Here is a 19,385-nt window from a genome sequence, read left to right on the forward strand (position 1 = left end):
ATTTGCATAAATGGGGATGACATGAAGATTTCGGTTTGTAGGCCGGCGGAACGGTTGTTTCGGGCGGTCGTCTTGGCGGGGGCATCGGGACTGGTCCTGATGGCGGCGTTGGAGCGGGGCCTTGCGGCCGAGCCGCCGGTCCAGCCGGTTTTCGCCGCGCAGCGTTTTTCTTTCGATTTACCCGCCCAGCCGCTGACCGAGGCCCTCAATGCCTTCAGCCGGATCACCGGGCTGCAGTTGGTGCTCACCGGGACGCGCCTGGAGGGGCGGCGGTCCTCGTCCGTGAAGGGCGATCTGACGGCCGACGAGGCGCTGCGGGCGCTGCTTGCCGGCAGCGGCCTGAGCTATCGCCTGGGTGGCGGCGATACGGTCAGCCTGGTGGAAACGCCGCAGAGCGGCGACGCCACCATCCTGGCGCCGATCAGCGTCGAGGGGCAGGTGGCGGATCGGGAAACGGCATGGGGTCCCGTCAGCGGCATGGTCGCCAACCATGCCGCCGGCGGCACCAAGACGGATACACCACTGATCGAGACGCCCCAATCCGTTTCCGTGGTGACCCGTGACGAGATGGATGTGCGGAAGGCCCATAGTCTGGCCGACGCGTTGGGCTATACCGCCGGCGTGCGGGCCGGCACCATGGGCGATTCCAACGGTTATGGCGGCGACAGCACATCGATTCGCGGCTTCGGCGGCGATGGCACCACCGGTCCCTCCGACAATGAATATCTCGACGGCATGCGCTTCGGCGGCAGCGGCTATGTGGTCTCCGGCCTCGATCCCTTCATGTTCGAACGGATCGAGGTTTTGAAGGGGCCCGCCTCGGTGCTTTACGGACAGAGCACGCCGGGCGGCATCGTCAATATGGTGAGCAAGCGGCCCACCGATCAGCCGCAGGGCGAGGTCGAGTTCCAGACGGGAAGCTACGGCCGTCTGCAGGGCAGCTTCGATGTCAGCGACCGTGCCGACCCGGATGGCAAATTGCTCTATCGGGTGTCGGGCATTGGTTGGGATACGGATTCGCAAACCAAATTTTCCCACCGAATGCGTCTGGCCATTGCGCCCGCCGTTACGATCCGCCCCAACCCCGATACCTCTCTGACCATTCTCACGCGCTATCAGAAGGATGACTTCGGAGGGTCGCCCCTCAACTGGCTTCCCGCCTACGGCACCGTGCTTTCCAATCCCAACGGCAGGATTTCACGCGAATTTTTTGCCGGTGATCCCAATTACAACAAGTGGCGGCGTGAAAATGTCGGGGCTGGATATCTGTTCGAGCATCATGTCAGCGATGTCTGGACGGTCCGTCAGAATGCCCGTTACATGCACAACTCGCTCGATTTCGCCAATGTCTATATCAGCACCCTGTCCAGCCTGACGACCGCCAAACGCCAGGCTTTCGGCATGGTCGAACATTCCAACGACGGGACCATCGATAATCAGGCGGAGGCGAAATTCGCCACCGGCATCCTGGCCCATAAAGTTTTGTTCGGCGTTGACGACCAGATCTTTCGCAACGACACCAATCGCGTCTGGCAGTCGTCGGCCGCCACCATCAATCTCTATGACCCCAGCTATTATCTGAGCTTCAACCCCAAGCCCTACCAGAAGAGCAGGACCGCAGCGAACCAGAACGGCCTTTATCTGCAGGACCAGATCACGCTGGGCCGGGTGATCGGTGTTTTCGGGTTGCGTCAGGATTGGTTCGACAGCCGTACCGACAATCAGTTGACAGGGACGCATACCAATCAGAGCAGCGACGCCCTGACCAAAAAGGCCGCGGTGATGTATCGCTTCGACAGCGGCGCCGCCCCTTATTTCAGCTATTCGGAATCCTTCGATCCGACGGTCGGCACCTATCTGGTGGGCGGCATTCCCGCCAAGCCCAGCGACGGCAAGCAGTACGAACTGGGGGTCAAGTATCAGCCACCCGGATATAACAGCCTGCTTACGGCCTCGGTGTTCGATCTGTTCCGCACCAACGTCGCCACCACCGATCCCAATAATCCCGGTTACGCGGTGCAAAGCGGCGAGGTCGAATCGCGCGGCTTGGAATTGGAGGGCAAGGCAAGCCTGGCCGAGGGTCTGAACGCGACCGCCGCCTATACCTATCTCGACGCCAAGGTGACGTCGAGCAACGACACCGCCACGGGAATCGACGGCGTCACCGTTACCCAGAAAGGCAAGCGTCCGGCACGGATCCCCGAACATTCCGCCTCGTTCTGGCTCGATTACGCGGTACAGGGCGGTCAATTCCGAGGGGTCGGTTTCGGCGGCGGGACCCGCTATGTCGGGCCGACCGAGGGCGACGACGCCAATAGTTTCCGGGTTCCCGGATTTTTGCTGTTCGATGCGATGGTGCAATATGACCTCGCCGGCCTCGGGTCGTCATTCCGTGGCTGGTCGACCAGCGTGACGGCGACCAATCTGGCTGACACCCGATATGTCTCCTCCTGCTTGGCCGCGGTTCGCTGCTATTACGGCGCCGGACGGACGGTTTATGCCGCGTTGAAATACCGATGGTAGGAGGGCTTTTGCGCGCGTCGGGGGGGACCCGGCGCACGACCGGGGCAGGCATGCGCTCCAGACTGGGGCCGGCGGTTCTCGGCGGTTATCCGCTGGCGGCGGCCTGGGTCATGGCCGTGCCGGTCTTGTGGGCGGCCATTTATCCGGACGATCCGTTCAGGCTGGCGGACGGCGTGCTGATCGGTTCGATGAGCGCTTTCGCGGTTTGTGCCCTGGCCGTCCTGTGGGCGTTCGCCGCGCCGACGGCGCGGCATGCCTGGATCGGCCTTTTGGGGCCGGCGTTCCTGTTGGCCTTGATGGCGGGGCTGGGTGCGCCATGAGGCACGGCTTCCGACAGGCGATGGCTCTCTTGCATAGCTGGGCGGGATTGGTGCCGGGCTGGCTTCTGTTCGCTGTCTTTCTCACGGGAAGCCTCAGTTATTTCCGGCCCGAGATTTCCCAATGGACCAGGCCCGAACTGCCGTCCGGCGCGATGTCGGATCCGGGCCGCGACGTCCGGGCGGCGCAGGATTATCTGACGAGGACCGCACCGGACGCGACCCGCTGGCTGATCGAAATGCCATTGGCCCGTCTGCCTCTGACCGGCGTCACGCTCTGGAGGGAGCGGGGTGCGGGGCCGCACTACCGCCATGACCTGCTCGATCCGCGCCAAGGCATGCCGATCGCGGCGCGGGCCACGCATGGTGGAGACTTTTTCTATTACTTCCATTTCGATCTACATATGCCCTGGCGTCTCGGTCGTCTCATCGTCGGTTTCTCGGCCATGGCCATGCTGGTTGCCCTGCTGACCGGTCTGATCGTGCATCGGCGTCTGTTCGCCGATTTCTTCACTTTCCGGCCGGGGAAGGGGCCGCGTTCCTGGCTTGACGCCCACAATGCCTGCGGCGTCCTCGCCTTGCCCTACCATGTGATGATCACCTATTCGGGGCTGGTGATTCTGATGTCGCTTTACCTGCCCTGGGGCATCGATCTCCTGTATGGGACGGACCGCGCCCGCTTTTTCGCCGAGGCGGGCCAGAACTTCCGGCCGCCGCCGGCCGCCGGTGTCCCTGCCGGACTGGTCGATCTGGCATCCCTGATGCCGGAGGCGGCGCGTCGTTGGCCGGGCGAGGCGGTCGGTCGGATCGACGTCTATGGACCGGGGGACGCGGCGGCACGGGTGGTTTTCACCGTGGCCGACGACGCGCGTCTGTCCCATGCGCGGGCACGGCTGATTTTCGACGGCGTCGGCGGAACCCTGCTGTCGGAACCGGAAAACGGCTTGCCCGGCCCGGCCCGGTTGGAACGCGCCCTCTATGGGATGCATCTCGGTCGTTTCGGCGGCCCCCTTTTGCACGCCCTGTTCTTCTGCTCGGGTTTGTTGGGGGCGGCGATGGTGGGGGCCGGTCTGATTCTCTGGACGGGCAAGCGGCGGGCGGCGGGGGAAACCCATCCCGTCGCCGAGGCGCTCAATTTGGCCGTGATCGGGGGACTGCCGATCGCCATTGCCGCCTTCTTCTGGGCCAATCGCCTGCTGCCGGTGGGATTGGCCGCGCGGGCCGATCGGGAAGGGCTTTGTTTTTTCGCAGCCTGGATGGTGGCGGGCATTCATGCCGCCCTTCATCGTGACGCCGCCGCCTGGAGGACGCAGTTTCGATGTGCCGCGGGGCTTTTTCTGGCGTTGCCCGTGCTGGACGGCCTGACCACAAGCCATGGCTTGCCGGTCAGCCTGCCGGCCGGGGACTGGCTGTTCGCCGGTTTCGATCTGGCTTTTCTGGCGGGGGGAGGGGGAATGGCCGGCTTGTCCCTGTTGTCCCGCCGCAACCGTCGCCGGGTGGCGAAATGACGCTGCTGGCTTTCGCGCTGACCTATGGCGGGTGGTGGGCGCTGGCCGCCGGGATGGCCCGGCACGGGGGGCCGATGCTGGGAAGGGGGGCCTTCCCGGCGGTGCTGGCGCCAGTTCTGCGCGCCACCGGCGGCGGTCTTCTCGTCCTGTCGTTTTTCACGGCCGCCGGAGAATATGGCTGGGACATCGGTCCGGTTGCCTGGTGCGGACTTGGCAGCGTCGGCGCGGTACCGCTGGTGCTGATGCTGGCGTGGCGGCCGGCGCTGGCGGCGTTGCCGGTCGCGCCGCTTCTGGCGATCGGCTGGTGGCTGTCCGGCTTTTAGGCTCTGGGCCGAAACAATCGCTCCAGAGCCTAAGGGTTTATATGATGCCTGCGCCTCCGGCTTCGGCCGGCTCATGCGCCGCTCGGGCTTCAGGGCTTGGAGCGATCATTTCGCCCCAAGCCCTTAGGACAAAAATAGAGAACGACGATCAGGCCGGAACGATCAGTTCCAATGTTTCCACCGCGACGGAAATCTCCACCGGCAAGGTGGCGATGATGTCGCCATCCCCTTGTACCGGCAGCCCGTTCTGCCCGTCGATCCTGATCACGCGGCCCGACAGGATCCGCACATCGGGCAATCTCGACAGGCGGCCCAGTATCAGGGCCGCGCCGTAGCGCAGGGCGTGCGCCCAGCCGCCCCGTTCGAGAAGGCAGACCTGGAAGACGGGCATTTCCAGACTGGCCTCGGGGGCGGCGATGAACGGGCCGCCGTAGTGGCGTCCGTTGCAGACCACCACCGAACAGGCGTCGAATGTCCGGCCGTCGATGCCGACCCGGCAGGGGGGGAAGCCATAGCGAAGCGCCTGGGTCAGCGTTTCCAGGACATAGGCGATCTTGCCGGTGTGGCGTTTCAAGGCGAGGTCGACATTGGCCACCACATGGGCATCGAAACCGACGCCGGCCATCATGATGAAGTGGCGCCCGTTGGCCTTGCCCAGATGAACCCTTTGCCGCCCGCCGGAAACGATCGCTTTCGCGATGATCGGGGGTTGACCGCGCAGGCCGATCTCCTGGGCCAGGACGTTGGCGGTGCCCAAGGGGATGATGGCCAGCGGCGGCACCGGCCCCCGCGCCTTGATCAGGCCGTTGGCCACCTCGTTGATGGTTCCGTCACCGCCAGCCGCCACCACCACGTCGTAATCGGTGGCGGATAATCCTTCGGCGGTGCTTTCGGCGTCGCCGGGGCGGGTCGTCTCATGCAAGGTCAGTTCGCCGCCCAGGATCTCAAGATCGCGCAACGTCGCCTTCAGGCGACGACGGCGCCATTGGCCGGCGGACGGATTGTAGATCACCAGAATGCGCCGTCGGGGCGCGCCTTCTTCCGATCGGGCCTGAGTGGTCGTCATATGCATGGAGCCCGTCTATACCTGGAGCCACAATGAATGAAGCATGAAACTTGCGTTACAATATTTTGTCTATTTTGTGAAATAATAAATCAGAGACACTATCCTTATGTACAGATGATTGCTCGAACTACTATAAGAAGATTTTAGAGTAATAAGTTTTTTGGTGTATGGGCGTGGTGGCGATGACGGTGATGTCCGGCGTGCAGAATTACCGCGCGATCTGGATCTCCGACGTGCATTTGGGCACACGGGGCTGTAAGGCCGAATTTCTTCTCGATTTCCTGAAGAATACCGAATCCGACTATCTTTATCTTGTCGGCGATATGATCGACGGTTGGCGGCTTCGGCGATCCTGGTACTGGCCGCAGGCCCATAACGACGTGGTGCAGAAGCTGCTGCGCAAGGCCCGGAAGGGAACCAAGGTGTTCTTCATTCCGGGCAATCACGACGAATTCGCCCGCGACTACCTTGATTTCAATTTCGGCGAAGTGGTGGTGCTGAACGAAACCATCCACCAGATGGTCGACGGCCGGCGGTTCCTCGTCATGCATGGCGATCAGTTTGACGGGGTGGTCAAATACGCCAAGTGGCTGGCTCATCTGGGGGACCATGCCTACACCATCGCGCTGGCCGTGAATCATTGGTTCAATTGGGCCCGGCGTAAACTGGGTTACGAATATTGGTCGCTGTCCGCCTATCTCAAGCACAAGGTGAAGAACGCCGTACAGTTCATCGCCAAATTCGAGGAGGCGATGACCGACGTGGCGCGTTACCGCGGAGTGGACGGCGTCATTTGCGGCCATATCCACCATGCCGAGCTCAGGCAGTTCGGAGACATTTGCTACGGCAATGACGGCGACTGGGTCGAAAGCTGCACGGCGCTGGTGGAACATTTCGACGGACGGCTGGAAATCCTCCGCTGGACCGAGACCCGCCAGCTTTCGCTGTTCGAAGACCATATGGCGGCCTCTCCCTGAACCGATTGCGGGATCTCTCATGCGAATTCTTGTGGTGACCGATGCTTGGTATCCTCAGGTCAACGGCGTGGTGCGCACGCTGGGGACCTTGCGCGACGAACTGACGCGGTTCGGGCACGAGACGATCTTCGTGACACCCGACCAATTCCGTTCACTGCCCTGTCCGACTTATCCCGAGATCCGTCTGGCCATCCGTCCCGGCCGGCGCATGGCGAGAACGATCGAGGCCAATCAGCCTTGCGCCATCCATATCGCCACGGAAGGGCCCCTCGGCTGGGCCGCCCGGCGCTATTGCCTGAAACGGCGGGTTCCTTTTACGACGGCCTATCATACCAAGTTTCCCGAATATATCCGGGCCCGCTTCCGGGTGCCGCTGCCCTTGAGCTACAAGGTGATGCGGCGGTTCCATGCGCCGTCCTCGACCATCATGGTGGCCACCCAGACCATTCAAAGCGAGTTGGAGACCCGTGGTTTCCAGCGGATCAGGCGTTGGTCGCGGGGGGTCGACACGACATTGTTCCGCCCTCGCAGTCGAGAGGAGCTAAAGGGTCTGGTGCCAGACCTGCTCGCTTTGCAAAAGCCGATCTTCCTCTATGTCGGGCGCGTCGCCGTCGAAAAGAACATCGCCGCCTTCCTCGGGGCCGATCTGTCGGGAACGAAGGTCGTGGTGGGGGATGGGCCGCAGATCGACGAGCTTCGCCGCCGGCATCCCGATGTGCTGTTCACCGGCGCCAAGCAGGGCGAGGAATTGGCCGCCCATTACTCCGCCGCCTCGGTCTTCGTCTTTCCCAGCCGGACGGATACCTTCGGACTGGTTCTGCTGGAGGCGCTGGCCTCGGGCGTTCCGGTCGCCGCCTATCCCGTGCCGGGCCCGCTGGATGTCATCGGGAATTCACCTGCCGGCGTCCTCGATCGCGATCTGGCCGTCGCCGCCCGTGCCGCCCTGGGGATTTCCGCCGACGTTTGCCGTGCCCACGCCCTGTCCTTTTCGTGGGAGGCCTGTACCCATCAATTCCTCGACAATCTTTCGCCTTTCGACCCTCTCGCCCTGATCGAGAGCGGTTCATAAAGTCCACCGCGACTTCCAGGAGATCGATGACGTCATAGCCGGGTAGACCCTTGAGGGATGGCCGTGGCGGAGTTGCTCTGCTACCGTGCCATCAGTTTTTGTCGATCCTGGTGGAATCAGCCATGCGCTCATTGACCGCCTTGCCGGCCTGGCAAGACCTCGCCCGGCATTTCGAAACCGTCCAATCCCTTCATATGCGAGATCTGTTCGCCAAGGATGCGGAGCGCTTTCAGCGCTTTTCGCTACGGCTTGACGATCTGCTGCTCGATTACTCGAAGAATCGCGTCACGCGGCAGACCATGGACCTGCTGGTCGGTCTTGCCGTCGAAAGCGGTGTCGAGGAGCGTCGCGCCGCCATGTTCGACGGCCAGCGCATCAATGTCACCGAAAACCGTGCCGTGCTGCATGTGGCGTTACGCAATCGTTCGGACCGGCCAATTCGCGTCGATGGGGTCGACGTGATGCCGGAGGTGCGCCGTGTGCTGGAGCAGATGCGCGTCTTTTCGGAGGCGGTGCGGAGCGGTGCATGGCGGGGCGCCAGCGGCCAGCGGATCACCGACGTGGTCAATATCGGCATCGGGGGATCCGATCTGGGGCCGGTGATGGTGACCGAGGCCTTGAAACCCTTCGCCCAGGATGGGCTCGCCTGTCATTTCGTCTCCAACGTCGATGCCAGCCATATCCATCAGGTGCTGAAGGGCTGCCGGCCGGAAACGACCTTGTTCATCGTGGCCTCGAAGACCTTCACCACCCAGGAAACCCTGGCCAATGCTCAAACCGCCCGGGCCTGGACGGTGGCGGCGCTGGGTGAGGACGCGGTGGCCCGGCATTTCGTGGCGCTTTCGACCAACCGGGAGGCCGTCGCCGCCTTCGGCATCGACACCGACAATATGTTCGCCTTCTGGGATTGGGTCGGCGGCCGCTATTCGCTGTGGTCGGCCATCGGATTGTCGATCGCCATCTCCGTCGGGTTCGGGCGTTTCGAGGAGCTGCTGGCCGGCGCCTACGACATGGACGAGCATTTCCGGACGGCGCCGCTGGCCGCCAACATGCCGGTGATCATGGCGCTGCTGGGTGTCTGGTATATCGACTTCTTCGGCGCCACCACCCTCGCGGTGTTGCCCTACGATCAATATCTGCATCGCTTTCCCGCCTATCTCCAGCAGGCGGACATGGAAAGCAACGGCAAAAGCGTCACCTGTGATGGACGGGCGGTGGACTATCAGACCGGTCCGGTGCTCTTCGGCGAGGCGGGAACCAACGGACAGCATGCCTTCTATCAACTGATCCACCAGGGCACGCGGCTGGTACCGGCCGATTTTCTCGCCGCGGCGAAAAGCCAGAATCCCATCGGCGATCACCATCGTTTGCTGTTGTCCAATTTCTTCGCTCAGACGGAGGCCCTGATGACGGGAAAGCCGGCCGAAGCGGTGCGCGCCGAACTGACCCGGCAGGGCCTTTCCGGTCAGGCGCTGGAGGAGGCCATTCCACATCGGACGTTTGCCGGTAACCGCCCGACCAATTCCCTGCTTTACGCCGAATTGTCGCCACGCACCCTGGGGCGTCTGATCGCGCTTTACGAACATAAGATTTTCGTGCAGGGCGTGATCTGGCAAATCAACAGCTTCGACCAGTGGGGGGTCGAGTTGGGCAAGCAACTGGCGAAAGTCATCCTGCCGGAGTTGGGGGGCGCGCAGCCGGTTTCCTCGCACGACAGTTCGACGAATGGGTTGATCGGGCATTATAAGGCGCTGCGTTAGGCTTCTTTCCCGTTTCGATGGATGTCGGGCGCCATTCCGCTCGGTTCGGAATTCCTCGCGCCGATCAGCGCGGAGAGGTATTACGCAGACGATATATTTCTGGAGCAAGGTGCCGCCCCGATGACCATCCGTCTTCTTCCTTCCAATCTGGTCAATCAGATTGCCGCCGGCGAGGTGATCGAACGGCCGGCCTCGGCGGTCAAGGAACTGGTGGAAAACGCCATCGACGCCGGTGCCAGCCGCGTCGATGTGGTGTTGGCCGAGGGAGGGCAGGCGCTGATCTCGGTGACCGACGACGGCAGCGGTATGGCGGCGGATGAACTCAGCCTGGCGCTGGAACGCCACGCCACTTCAAAATTACCCGAGGATGATCTGGCCCATATCCGCCATATGGGTTTTCGTGGCGAAGCCTTGCCTTCCATCGGTTCGGTATCCCGGCTCCGGATGACCAGCCGGCCGAAAGGCGCGGACACCGCCTGGACGGTTCTGGTGGAGGGGGGGCTGAAAGGACAGCCCGAGCCGGCCGCCCATCCCGCGGGCACGCGCGTCGAGGTGCGGGACCTGTTCTTCGCCACCCCGGCCCGCTTGAAATTCCTCAAGCATCCGCGGACCGAACTGATCCATGCCCGCGAAGTGCTGGAGCGCCTGGCCATGGCGCATCCACGCGTCGCCTTCACCCTGTCCGACGAGGCGCGTTCGATTCTGAAGCTGCCGGCTTGCGGCGGCGATGACGAAACGGCCCGTCTCGAGCGGCTGATCGCCGTGCTGGGGCGTGAGTTTGGGCCGGCTTCGCTGGAGGTTCTGGCCGATCGCGAAGGTGTCCGCCTGTCGGGCCGGATCGGTTTGCCGACCTTCAACAAGGCGACCTCGGCCGCGCAATATCTGTTCGTCAACGGGCGTCCGGTGCGGGATCGCCTGTTGGGCGGCGCCGTGCGCGCGGCCTATCAGGACGTGCTGGCCCATGATCGCCATGCCGTGGTGTCGTTGTTTCTCGACCTGCCCTCCGATGCCGTGGACGTCAATGTGCACCCGGCCAAGGCCGAGGTGCGGTTCCGCGACCAGGGACTGGTGCGCGGTCTGATCGTCAGCGCCCTGAAACATACCTTGGCCGGCGCGGGGCATCGCGCCGCCGCGCCCTCCGGCAATCTGGGCGCTTTGGGCGCCTTTCATGCGCCGGAAATCCGGCTTCCGATGCATGGTGGCGGCGCTTCCGGCTGGCAGCCGCCCTTCCGGCCGCGGCAGGACGATTTCGATCGCGCGTCGTTGGCTCAGGCGCCGTTGGGATTTTCCGACGTCGCTCCGCAGGGCCGACCGTTCGTTCCCGATCGGACGGAAGAGGAAACGGCGGTTTCCTATCCGCTGGGTGTGGCGCGGGGGCAGGTTCACGATACCTACATCATCGCGCAGACCGCCGATGGCTTGGTCATCGTCGACCAGCACGCCGCCCATGAGCGACTGGTCTACGAACGCATGAAGGATGCCATCGCCGCCGGTGGTATCGCCCGCCAGGGGTTGCTGATTCCGGAAGTCGTCGAAATGGAGGAGATCGCTTGCGCCCGCCTGTTGCCCCGTGCTTCCGAACTGGCCGCGCTGGGACTGGTGCTGGAGTCCTTCGGGCCGGGGGCGGTGGTGGTACGGGAGGTTCCGGCTTTGTTGGGCGATTGCGACGTGCAGGGGCTGGTCCGCGACCTGGCCGACCAATTGGCCGAATGGGGCGAGGCCTTGGCATTGCAGGATCGCCTGGCCCATGTCTGCGGAACCATGGCCTGTCATTCCAGCGTTCGGGCCGGGCGCAAGCTCAACGGAGCGGAGATGAACGCTCTTCTTCGCCAGATGGAGGCGACGCCCAATTCAGGCCAGTGCAATCACGGGCGGCCGACCTATGTCGAATTGAAGCTGGCCGATATAGAAAAATTGTTCGGTCGCAGGTAGTGGATTCTGATGGGTTTCCCATTCTTTTGGCAATTCCGGGTCCCGATTTTACGATTCTCGTAATCGTTAAAAGCCATTTATCACTTTAAGACAATCACGGAAAATATTGGGAAAACCGTAATCGACGAACAGGCTTTCGCAATATTGTGAGAAAAAATCTTTTCTATAGGCAATCAAGGAGCTGTCGGCATTTATTAGGTGGTATTCGTCAATAAGCTGCCCTTGAAGTGCCCATTTATCAAAATCCTGCATTCCGGAATAACAAAACTCTAAGATGAGCGGCTTGGTTCCGGATAGTAATATGCGATTGAATATTTCAATCTTATTGTCAAACTCGTTGAATGATATGACGTCTGGACATTTATTTTCATGATATGATAATAATTCTGATATATCAACCTGATATTGTTTGTTATTTTCCTTTGACGCGGTCGGCGTCGCATTTACAATTTTAACGTTATTATTATTTGAGTAGTTCTTTTCCAATTTTTGGAAGAGAACCGTATCCGCTTCAGCCAATAACGCCGTTGGATCGTAGTTGATCATAACAGGCCGGAGAGCGTTGTTCCGTATTCCGTCCCCGGCGCCAAGCTGCCAGAGAATGGCGGACGGGTTGGTGGTCAGAAGATATGAGCATGTCTTAAAGAGATCAAAGTAACGAGGATTTGTCGGTGAAATGATGTGGCCGAGTAAGGCATTCTTGGCCAACCGAAGTTCGTTCCGCCGAAAATTGCGCAGTTCTCTGACAAAATTAATTATTTCTGTTTTCGCTCCACATTCCGGAAAATATTTGAGCATATTTTCCGATTCCGTCGCATCGCTGTGAAGAAGTTTCTGCACGGATTTGAGGATTTTTTGCTCATCGGACGCCCAGCTTCCTCCCCACACATGGATGCCGAAAACTTTGCCGAGATCTTTCTCCCAGATCGAGGAAAAGGGCTTGTCAAAGCCGTAAGGGTAAAACGTTTCAGCGGGGAGCTCCGTATAACGCTCTTCCTGCAAAAGCCTCCCCAAGAAGAAGGGGCCTGTCTGGTGATTCGGAGGGTTCTCATTGATGTCGGACATCTGATTTATTGCATCGGAAGCCCGCTTCATCGTGGGGTTGCGCGCCGTCGATGCCATGAAGGCGTTCGAACAGAAGGTGCCTGGCTCGACATCGCAAAGTAAAAGATCGCCGGGATAGTCGGTGTGATCAAAATAATTCAGCGGCATCATATCGCAGTCGAGATAGATACCGCCATGTCTGTACAAAATTTCGTACCGCGCAACGTCCGCTTTCCTAGCAGGGCTGTCCGCTTCCCGAATTTTTGTTATGGATGAAAAATCCTTAACATTGTCATCACCCCATGTCGTGAACTCGTAGGATGGAAATTGCCGCTGCCAAGCATTCCACCAATTTTCATATTCTTCAGGAATATCGGAAGGGCCGAACCAAATGCGATGTATTTGACGAGGGATCATATCTCTTTATCTACCTGGCTAAGTCAGGTATCTCCTTCTCGGAAGGCCCGTAATTAATTTACCATATGTGCGTAGATAGAGGGGCTGGGATTCTTTCACGATGGTGACGCATATTGTTCAGTCTGAGATCGCTTCCCGGCGTAATGAAGATTAAGGCATTACGCTTTAAACGCAGGACGCTTCACTGGTGAAGCGCAGGAAGATCAGTCTGGCGGCGCCGTACTTGCGTTCGTCGACGATGGACAGATTCCCGATCGGCGAGGAGAAAGGTTCTCCCGCCGCGACTTCGACCACCACCAGGGCGTCGGGCGCGACCCAGCCCTGGGCAAGCAGGGCCGGCAGGGCGGCCTGGGCCAGGCCGCTTTTGTATGGGGGGTCCATCAGCACGATCCGGCATGGCGCGGGGGCCTTGGGGGGCTTGGTCGCGTCATTGCGCAGGATCGACACCTGCTTGTCGACGCCCATCTTCCGGACATTGGCGTGAATGACGGCAAAGGCGCTGCCGTCGGTTTCCAGGAAGCTGGCCCGCGCGGCGCCGCGCGAAAGGGCTTCCAGCCCCAGGGCCCCGGAACCGGCGAATGCGTCCAGGACATGGGCGTCCTGCAACGGCGGCTCCCCGTGCCCCAGGATGTTGAACAGGGCTTCACGGGCCCGGTCAGAGGTCGGACGGGTGGCTTGTCCCTCGGGGGCGAGCAGCACGCGCCCCTTATGACGGCCGGCGACGATCCGCATGGGTCTTGGTCCTGCTCCGGGGGGATGAGGGGGTGGTATGATCCTGTCTGTCGCTTTTCGGCTTGCTGCTTCTCAGGCGTCCGGGTTTCGGCGATGGGGCCGGCTCTTCCCCCGGGGCTCCGGCCTTGGTGGAACCTCTGTCGCCCAATTGCTCCTTGAGGACGCGGGAGGGAACTTCGTCAGCCATGCCCGGTTCCAAAAGACCGAGTTGAAAGGGGCCGTAGGCGATCCGGATCAATCGGCTGACCGTCCAGCCGAGATGCTCCATCACCTTGCGGATTTCCCGGTTCTTGCCCTCTTTGAGGCTGACGGTGAGCCAGGCATTGGAACCTTGCTGTCGATCGAGCAGGGCCTTGATCGGTCCATAAGCGACCCCTTCAACGGTGACGCCCCGTTCCAACTCGGCCAATTGCTTCAGATCGGGCGTTCCATGGACTCGCACGCGATAACGGCGGACCCAGCCGGTGGTCGGCAGTTCCAGGCGCCGGGCGAGTTCGCCGTCGTTGGTCAGCAGGAGCAGTCCTTCGGAATTGAGATCGAGGCGCCCGACCGAGATGACGCGGGGTATTCCTTCGGGGAGGCGGTCGAAAACGGTCGGTCTGCCTTGCGGATCCTTGTGACTGGTTACCAGTCCGGTAGGCTTGTGATATCGCCACAGGCGGGTTCGCTCGGCCTCGGGCAGGGGCTTGCCGTCAACGATGATGATGCTCGATTCGGTGACGGTGACTGCGGGCGAGGTGAGCTTCTGGCCATCGACGCTGACGCGCCCATCGGCGATCCAGCGTTCGGCGTCGCGTCGCGAACAGAGTCCCGCCCGGGCCAGGCGTTTGGCAATGCGTTCGCCCTTGGCGGCGTCGTGAGGTGCGTCGGTCATGGGCGGGAGGCCTCAATGAAGGCGTGAAAAAGAGCCGTGTCGGCGGGATTGATTGCGAATTCCGGGTGCCATTGAACACCGAGACAGAAACGGCGTCCAGGAACCTCGATTCCTTCTATCACGCCGTCGGTGGCGATGGCATTCACAATGACCTCCTCGGGCAGCGTCTTGACCGCCTGATGATGGGAGCTATTGACGGCTAATGTCCGGCAATTGGCGATTGCGGCCAATCGAGAGCCTTCGGTGATGGTGATCTCATGACCGGCCTGATTGCGCGGATTGGACTGCTCGTGGGCGAGGGGCGCGGGAATTTCGTCGGGAATATGCTGAATGAGCGTGCCGCCCAGGGCCACGGCCAGCAACTGTTCGCCGCCGCAAATACCGAAGATGGGAAGATTCCGCTCCAGCGCTCCGGTGATCATGGCCAGTTCGAATTGTGTGCGTCGTTCCTTCAGCCTGACGCGATCATGATGGACGGTCGCGCCGAACAGGGTGGGATTGACGTCGAAGGCTCCTCCGGTGACGATCAATCCGTCGAGACGATCGAGATAGTCGCCGGCGAATTCGGGATGATGGGGTAGTGGCAGCGGCAGGCCGCCGGCCCGGCCGACAGCGTCGCAATAGTTCCTGCGCAGCGCATACCAGGGAAATGCCGAGTAGCCGCCAGGCTCTTCGCTGTCCAACGTGATGCCGATGGTGGGAAAGGTCATGGCTGCCACTTTAGCGTCCATTTCCCTGCCTGTCATCCATCGCCCCTTTGAGAAAAATAATGGCGTTTCCATCCGGAATTACGGTCGAACTTTACACATTTCGTTGACATTTTGTTCGCATATGAGCACACAGGGCGGCGCATATTGCTTGAGGAATGCCGATGTTCGTCTCCGTCCAGCCGAAACCGCATTCGATTTTCTCCTTCGTATTCGGATTCGCTCTTTTGCCCTTCGCCGCTTTGGCGGCCGATCAGCAACAGCACTGTCCGGTGCCCAGTGCCGTGAACGACCACGTCGTCTGCCGCAAGGGATGCGATCCCAACGCCGACAAGCAGTATCTCGAAAAATTGGCAAAGGATATCCAGAAGGCCAAAGCGCCGGTTTGCCTTCTCGCTCTGGTCGATCCCAGGGATCGAGGTTATTCGAAGAAGCTGGCGATCAAGAGAGTTCTCTGGGTGAGGGACACCCTGGTCGAGAACGGGGTTTTGCTTAATACCATCGCGGTCGAATTGCGTCCTCTGCAAGCCGATGCCCAGAAGGCGGGACTGCAAAGCGTCGATGTCATTCTGGGCCATTGAAGGACGGGGTAATCGGGTGAACCCGATTACCCCGCATTAAATTTTGTCCCTCACGCGCCGGGCGGCGGACATCCGTCCGCCTGGGCTTCCTCCGCTGACGCTGCGGGGCGCTCAGTGCGCCAACGCGACGGGAAGCATCTTCGGAAGAGCAACGCCCGCGCGTTCACCCGATCACCCGGCATTGAAGGACGGCGACGGCGATCCCGGCGCGTGATAGATCTTTTCCATGAATCCGTTTCTGGCGATTGCCATTGCCGAAGCCGAGGCTGCCGGCATGCGTGGCGAAGTCCCGGTGGGCGCCGTTGTGGTGAAGGCCGGAGAGGTGCTGTCGCGTGCCGGCAATCGGGTCGAGGAGCGTGCCGATCCGACGGCTCACGCCGAAATCCTCGCTCTCCGCGCTGCCGCCGAGAGGCTGGGCGAGCCGCGTCTGGAGGAATGTGATCTCTGGGTGACGCTTGAGCCTTGTCCGATGTGCGCCGCCGCCATTTCATTCGCGCGGATCCGCCGGCTTTATTTCGGCGCCTACGACGCCAAGGGGGGGGGGGTCGATCATGGGCCGCGAATATTCGACCATCCGACCTGTCACCATCGTCCCGAGGTGGTGGGCGGGATGGAGGAAAGCCGGATGGCGGAATTGCTGAGGGCGTTCTTTCGCGAACGGCGTTGACGGGAAGCGCCGGTCAGCGCTTGATGGCGCGCCAGCCGATGTCCCGCCGGCAGAACCCTTCCGGCCAGCGGATCCGGTCGATGGCCTGATAGGCTCGCGTCTGCGCCTCGGCCACGGATGCGCCGCTTGCGGTGATTCCGAGAACGCGCCCGCCGGTGGCGACGATTTGGCCCCGGGCGTTCCGTTCGGTGCCGGCATGAAGGACCCGCACCCCCTCCACTTGGTTCGCCTGGTCCAGGCCTTCGATGACGCTGCCTTTGCGGTAACTGCCCGGATAGCCCTTTGCCGCCATGACCACGACCAGAGCCGGGTCGTCGGACCATTCCACCGTTTTTCCCGCCAATTGGCCCTCGGCCGCGGCCAGCATCAAGGCGACGATGTCCGAGGCGAGGCGGGCCATCAGCACTTGGCATTCGGGATCGCCGAAGCGGACGTTGTATTCGAGCAGCTTCGGCTCGCCCTCGTCGATCATCAGGCCGGCGAACAGGATGCCGCGATAGGGGCGGCCCTCGGCGGCCATTCCCCGCACGGTCGGCAGGATGCAGCGTTCCATCACCTTGGCCTCGATGTCCGGCGTAACGACGGGGGCCGGTGAATAGGCGCCCATGCCGCCGGTGTTAGGGCCGGTGTCTCCATCGCCCACCCGTTTGTGATCCTGTGCCGCGGCCAGGGGGAGGGCGGTGGTTCCATCGACGATGGCGAAAAAGCTGGCCTCTTCCCCAGTAAGGAACTCCTCGATGACCAATTCGTCGCCGGCCGCGCCGAACAATTTGTCGCCCATCATCGCATCGACCGCCGCCAGGGCTTCATCGAGGCTGGTCGCCACCACCACGCCCTTGCCTGCGGCCAAGCCATCGGTCTTGACGACGATCGGGGCCCCCTTGGCGCGAATGAACGCCTTGGCAGCGTCGGCGTCGGTGAAACGGCCGTAGCCGGCGGTGGGAATATCGTATTTGGCCAGGATATCCTTCATGAAGCCCTTGGACCCTTCCAAGGCCGCCGCCGCGGCGCTGGGCCCGAAGGCTTTGACGCCTGCCGCCGCCAGCTTGTCGGCCAGCCCGAGCACCAGGGGCGCCTCGGGCCCGATCACCACGAAATCGACGGCGTTGGTTCGGGCGAAGGCGGTCAGATCATCGACCTGTTCGACGCCGATGGGGACCAGGGTGGCGAATTCGGCGATGCCGGCATTGCCCGGCGCGCACAGCAATTCAGTGCAGAGCGGTGAACGACGGATCGCCCAGCACAGTGCATGTTCGCGTCCACCGGAACCAACGACCAGAATTTTCATATCGGCACTCCCCTCGTTCGGCGCGCTTTTAGCACAAATGTCGCCGGGCGCGGAGAGGGGATTGTTTCAGTTCAGATTCGCCGCCAATTTCCGATCAGCGTGGCCTGGGCCTCGGCCCAGGCCGCCGGCAGTTGAATTGTTGCGGCCAGCGCGGCGCCGTTGGCGGCGATCCGCTCGCATTCTGCGGGATGTGTCAGCGCCCATTCCATCTTTTCGTCGAGATCGGAAAGGTCCGCCGCGATGGGAATATGGGTATCCCAATCCTTCAAGCGATCATAGTACCACTGACGAAAGCCCTCGGCGGAACGCACCTTGAACACCGTCGAGCCCATGATGAATTTCTCGATCAGGCTCCATGAGTTCGTATGGCCGTCGATATCGATCTGATATTTGTAATCGCAGAAATCCTTTTTCGCGATCGGGTCCCCCAGCAGCCCCGCCGAGGTGATGGCTTGCCGCAAGTGGGGTTCGCCGATCTGCCCCATTTCGGTGATGGCGATATCCATATGGTCTGCGAATCTGCTCGCCCGGCTGGCGGCGCACAGATGCAGGCGGGGAAGCCAATCCCAGGCGGGCGAGGTGTCGGCGGCCGGCGTATAGCTTCTCCGCCCGGTCGTCGTGCCGCGCCAGAACAGAACGTTCTTTCGGTTAGTCCATGGTTGTGCCTGGCTCGCCGCATGCACTCTCAGTCCATCGTAATTCTGAAAAATATAGAGATAGGGGTCTAAAATGAGCCCTGTCTGTGGAAGTGCCGACGAATAGGCGAAGCGGTAGTATGGGCCTTCGTCGAAGCCGTCGCCGGTATCGAAGACGCATTGATAGGTTTCCGGCCCGGAAATGAAGCGGGCAACGTCGGAGCAGAGGTGGCCGAGCATGGGCATGCGCCGGAAGTCGCTGCAGGGGCGGGCGATGAATTCCAGCATCGCGATAAAGGTGATCTCGCTTTGCGAGATGTTGGCGATGATATGTTCTTCGGAGGCGAGATGCGGGAGCGAATCTCTCGTCACCAGCTTGAAGGAAATGGGGAGCGCGCTATGGGCCGCGACGAGGCAGGTATAGGTCTGCTCGAATAATTCCTTTGCCTCGGCAAATCGGTTGTCGTCGATCGCTTCCTGGGCGAGTTGAGCCAAATGTTGCGCCGTGGCCATGGGGTCCGCAGTCATGGAACTCGTCAGTCTTTCGAAAAGAGGTGCGTCGAAGTGCGCCCTGGTAAGGGCGTAGGTTATATCTTCTTCTTGTAAGCGTTGCCGGCGAAGGGGGTTTGGCTTAAAGGTGCCGCGCCATCGTCGGTTTTCAGCGAATTCGCATATTGCTCCCGCCATTCCCGGTCGGTTTGGCCGGAACGTTTTCGTGCCTGCGACTTCTTGACGCAGTCTTCGATCATCTTGGCCATCGGGTCGGGTTTTTTCGTTGGTGTCGGCTTCTTTTTCCTGGGCATGCGGGAATCTCCTTCATGACCGTCGGGGAGGAAGGAAAGAAGGTACCTGGACGGGACTCCAGAATGGCCGGCCGGCGAGCCGAAGTCCATGGTGACGGTATCGTGGCCGCGACAGGGGATCGCCTGTTCAAGCGGATCTCGCCCCACGCCATTCGTCAATCA

18 protein-coding genes are annotated in these 19,385 nt (G+C 61.4%); 10 read left to right on the top strand and 8 right to left on the bottom strand.

Translation table 11 applies throughout. The features are described 5' to 3' along the window. Positions 1-21 precede the first annotated feature (21 nt). From CWS72_RS02560 to CWS72_RS27645, 4 genes are read left to right on the top strand one after another with little or no spacing between them, the layout of a single operon-like run. Complete coding sequence (locus CWS72_RS02560; protein WP_101249003.1) at positions 22-2,523, top strand: TonB-dependent siderophore receptor; 2,502 nt, start codon at positions 22-24, stop codon at positions 2,521-2,523. A 50-nt stretch (positions 2,524-2,573) separates the two neighbouring features. Beyond that, entirely contained in the window at positions 2,574-2,843 is a 270-nt protein-coding gene (locus CWS72_RS02565; protein WP_199175516.1) for a DUF3649 domain-containing protein, read from the top strand. Further along, on the top strand, positions 2,840-4,348 hold the full coding sequence (locus tag CWS72_RS02570; RefSeq protein ID WP_101249005.1) for a PepSY-associated TM helix domain-containing protein: 1,509 nt from the start codon (positions 2,840-2,842) through the stop codon (positions 4,346-4,348). Before CWS72_RS02565 ends, CWS72_RS02570 begins: the two co-directional genes overlap by 4 nt. Then, complete coding sequence (locus tag CWS72_RS27645) at positions 4,345-4,671, top strand: DUF3325 domain-containing protein (protein ID WP_158240479.1); 327 nt, start codon at positions 4,345-4,347, stop codon at positions 4,669-4,671. Before CWS72_RS02570 ends, CWS72_RS27645 begins: the two co-directional genes overlap by 4 nt. Before the next feature lie 148 nt (positions 4,672-4,819). Here the strand turns inward: CWS72_RS27645 and CWS72_RS02580 are convergent, their stop codons facing one another. After that, positions 4,820-5,737, bottom strand: a complete 918-nt coding sequence (locus tag CWS72_RS02580; RefSeq protein WP_199175517.1) for a diacylglycerol/lipid kinase family protein — start codon at positions 5,735-5,737, stop codon at positions 4,820-4,822. Positions 5,738-5,919: 182 nt separating this feature from the next. Between CWS72_RS02580 and CWS72_RS02585 the strand changes: the two genes are divergently transcribed. The 4 genes from CWS72_RS02585 to mutL all read left to right on the top strand — a co-directional run bounded on the left by CWS72_RS02585 (position 5,920) and on the right by mutL (position 11,475). Further along, positions 5,920-6,714, top strand: a complete 795-nt coding sequence (locus CWS72_RS02585) for a UDP-2,3-diacylglucosamine diphosphatase (RefSeq protein WP_101249212.1) — start codon at positions 5,920-5,922, stop codon at positions 6,712-6,714. 19 nt (positions 6,715-6,733) lie between these two features. After that, the gene (locus CWS72_RS02590; protein ID WP_101249007.1) at positions 6,734-7,783 is read left to right on the top strand and encodes a glycosyltransferase family 4 protein; all 1,050 of its coding nucleotides are present in this window, start codon (positions 6,734-6,736) and stop codon (positions 7,781-7,783) included. A gap of 122 nt (positions 7,784-7,905) precedes the next feature. Further along, positions 7,906-9,543, top strand: coding sequence for a glucose-6-phosphate isomerase (pgi, locus tag CWS72_RS02595; RefSeq protein WP_101249008.1), 1,638 nt, complete (start codon positions 7,906-7,908; stop codon positions 9,541-9,543). Between the two features lie 120 nt (positions 9,544-9,663). Further along, positions 9,664-11,475, top strand: coding sequence for a DNA mismatch repair endonuclease MutL (mutL, locus tag CWS72_RS02600; RefSeq protein WP_101249213.1), 1,812 nt, complete (start codon positions 9,664-9,666; stop codon positions 11,473-11,475). 66 nt (positions 11,476-11,541) lie between these two features. Here mutL and CWS72_RS02605 read toward each other — a convergent pair whose 3' ends face one another. From CWS72_RS02605 to CWS72_RS02620, 4 genes are all read right to left on the bottom strand, one after another. Then, entirely contained in the window at positions 11,542-12,936 is a 1,395-nt protein-coding gene (locus CWS72_RS02605) for a glycosyltransferase family 32 protein (protein WP_101249009.1), read from the bottom strand. 165 nt (positions 12,937-13,101) lie between these two features. After that, complete coding sequence (gene rsmD, locus CWS72_RS02610; protein ID WP_101249010.1) at positions 13,102-13,668, bottom strand: 16S rRNA (guanine(966)-N(2))-methyltransferase RsmD; 567 nt, start codon at positions 13,666-13,668, stop codon at positions 13,102-13,104. Next, on the bottom strand, positions 13,643-14,542 hold the full coding sequence (locus CWS72_RS02615; RefSeq protein ID WP_101249011.1) for a pseudouridine synthase: 900 nt from the start codon (positions 14,540-14,542) through the stop codon (positions 13,643-13,645). Before CWS72_RS02615 ends, rsmD begins: the two co-directional genes overlap by 26 nt. Then, the gene (locus tag CWS72_RS02620; RefSeq protein ID WP_420824041.1) at positions 14,539-15,273 is read right to left on the bottom strand and encodes a gamma-glutamyl-gamma-aminobutyrate hydrolase family protein; all 735 of its coding nucleotides are present in this window, start codon (positions 15,271-15,273) and stop codon (positions 14,539-14,541) included. The genes CWS72_RS02615 and CWS72_RS02620 overlap by 4 nt, the downstream gene beginning before the upstream one ends. Before the next feature lie 140 nt (positions 15,274-15,413). Between CWS72_RS02620 and CWS72_RS02625 the strand changes: the two genes are divergently transcribed. Then, entirely contained in the window at positions 15,414-15,830 is a 417-nt protein-coding gene (locus CWS72_RS02625) for a hypothetical protein (protein WP_146002599.1), read from the top strand. 226 nt (positions 15,831-16,056) lie between these two features. Then, the gene (locus CWS72_RS02630) at positions 16,057-16,497 is read left to right on the top strand and encodes a nucleoside deaminase (protein WP_199175518.1); all 441 of its coding nucleotides are present in this window, start codon (positions 16,057-16,059) and stop codon (positions 16,495-16,497) included. Between the two features lie 13 nt (positions 16,498-16,510). On the opposite strand, the gene purD is transcribed toward CWS72_RS02630, so the two are convergent. The 3 genes from purD to CWS72_RS27650 all read right to left on the bottom strand — a co-directional run bounded on the left by purD (position 16,511) and on the right by CWS72_RS27650 (position 19,382). Then, on the bottom strand, positions 16,511-17,785 hold the full coding sequence (gene purD, locus CWS72_RS02635) for a phosphoribosylamine--glycine ligase (RefSeq protein ID WP_101249013.1): 1,275 nt from the start codon (positions 17,783-17,785) through the stop codon (positions 16,511-16,513). Between the two features lie 71 nt (positions 17,786-17,856). Next, on the bottom strand, positions 17,857-18,948 hold the full coding sequence (locus CWS72_RS02640; protein ID WP_158240480.1) for a glycosyl transferase family 90: 1,092 nt from the start codon (positions 18,946-18,948) through the stop codon (positions 17,857-17,859). Positions 18,949-19,007: 59 nt separating this feature from the next. After that, entirely contained in the window at positions 19,008-19,382 is a 375-nt protein-coding gene (locus CWS72_RS27650) for a hypothetical protein (protein ID WP_158240481.1), read from the bottom strand. Positions 19,383-19,385 lie beyond the last annotated feature (3 nt).

Source organism: Telmatospirillum siberiense (assembly GCF_002845745.1).
In the GTDB taxonomy this organism is placed as follows: Bacteria; Pseudomonadota; Alphaproteobacteria; order Rhodospirillales; family Magnetospirillaceae; genus Telmatospirillum; species Telmatospirillum siberiense.

Coding starts and splice junctions, on each gene's coding strand:
- CWS72_RS02620 (WP_420824041.1), bottom strand. CDS start 15,273: ATGGACGCTAAAGTGGCAGCCATGACCTTTCCCACCATCGGCATCACG.
- CWS72_RS02630 (WP_199175518.1), top strand. CDS start 16,057: ATGAATCCGTTTCTGGCGATTGCCATTGCCGAAGCCGAGGCTGCCGGC.
- pgi (WP_101249008.1), top strand. CDS start 7,906: ATGCGCTCATTGACCGCCTTGCCGGCCTGGCAAGACCTCGCCCGGCAT.
- purD (WP_101249013.1), bottom strand. CDS start 17,785: ATGAAAATTCTGGTCGTTGGTTCCGGTGGACGCGAACATGCACTGTGC.
- CWS72_RS02640 (WP_158240480.1), bottom strand. CDS start 18,948: ATGACTGCGGACCCCATGGCCACGGCGCAACATTTGGCTCAACTCGCC.
- CWS72_RS27645 (WP_158240479.1), top strand. CDS start 4,345: ATGACGCTGCTGGCTTTCGCGCTGACCTATGGCGGGTGGTGGGCGCTG.
- mutL (WP_101249213.1), top strand. CDS start 9,664: ATGACCATCCGTCTTCTTCCTTCCAATCTGGTCAATCAGATTGCCGCC.
- CWS72_RS02605 (WP_101249009.1), bottom strand. CDS start 12,936: ATGATCCCTCGTCAAATACATCGCATTTGGTTCGGCCCTTCCGATATT.
- CWS72_RS02590 (WP_101249007.1), top strand. CDS start 6,734: ATGCGAATTCTTGTGGTGACCGATGCTTGGTATCCTCAGGTCAACGGC.
- CWS72_RS02580 (WP_199175517.1), bottom strand. CDS start 5,737: ATGACGACCACTCAGGCCCGATCGGAAGAAGGCGCGCCCCGACGGCGC.
- rsmD (WP_101249010.1), bottom strand. CDS start 13,668: ATGCGGATCGTCGCCGGCCGTCATAAGGGGCGCGTGCTGCTCGCCCCC.
- CWS72_RS02570 (WP_101249005.1), top strand. CDS start 2,840: ATGAGGCACGGCTTCCGACAGGCGATGGCTCTCTTGCATAGCTGGGCG.
- CWS72_RS02625 (WP_146002599.1), top strand. CDS start 15,414: ATGTTCGTCTCCGTCCAGCCGAAACCGCATTCGATTTTCTCCTTCGTA.
- CWS72_RS02615 (WP_101249011.1), bottom strand. CDS start 14,542: ATGACCGACGCACCTCACGACGCCGCCAAGGGCGAACGCATTGCCAAA.
- CWS72_RS02560 (WP_101249003.1), top strand. CDS start 22: ATGAAGATTTCGGTTTGTAGGCCGGCGGAACGGTTGTTTCGGGCGGTC.
- CWS72_RS02585 (WP_101249212.1), top strand. CDS start 5,920: ATGACGGTGATGTCCGGCGTGCAGAATTACCGCGCGATCTGGATCTCC.
- CWS72_RS02565 (WP_199175516.1), top strand. CDS start 2,574: ATGCGCTCCAGACTGGGGCCGGCGGTTCTCGGCGGTTATCCGCTGGCG.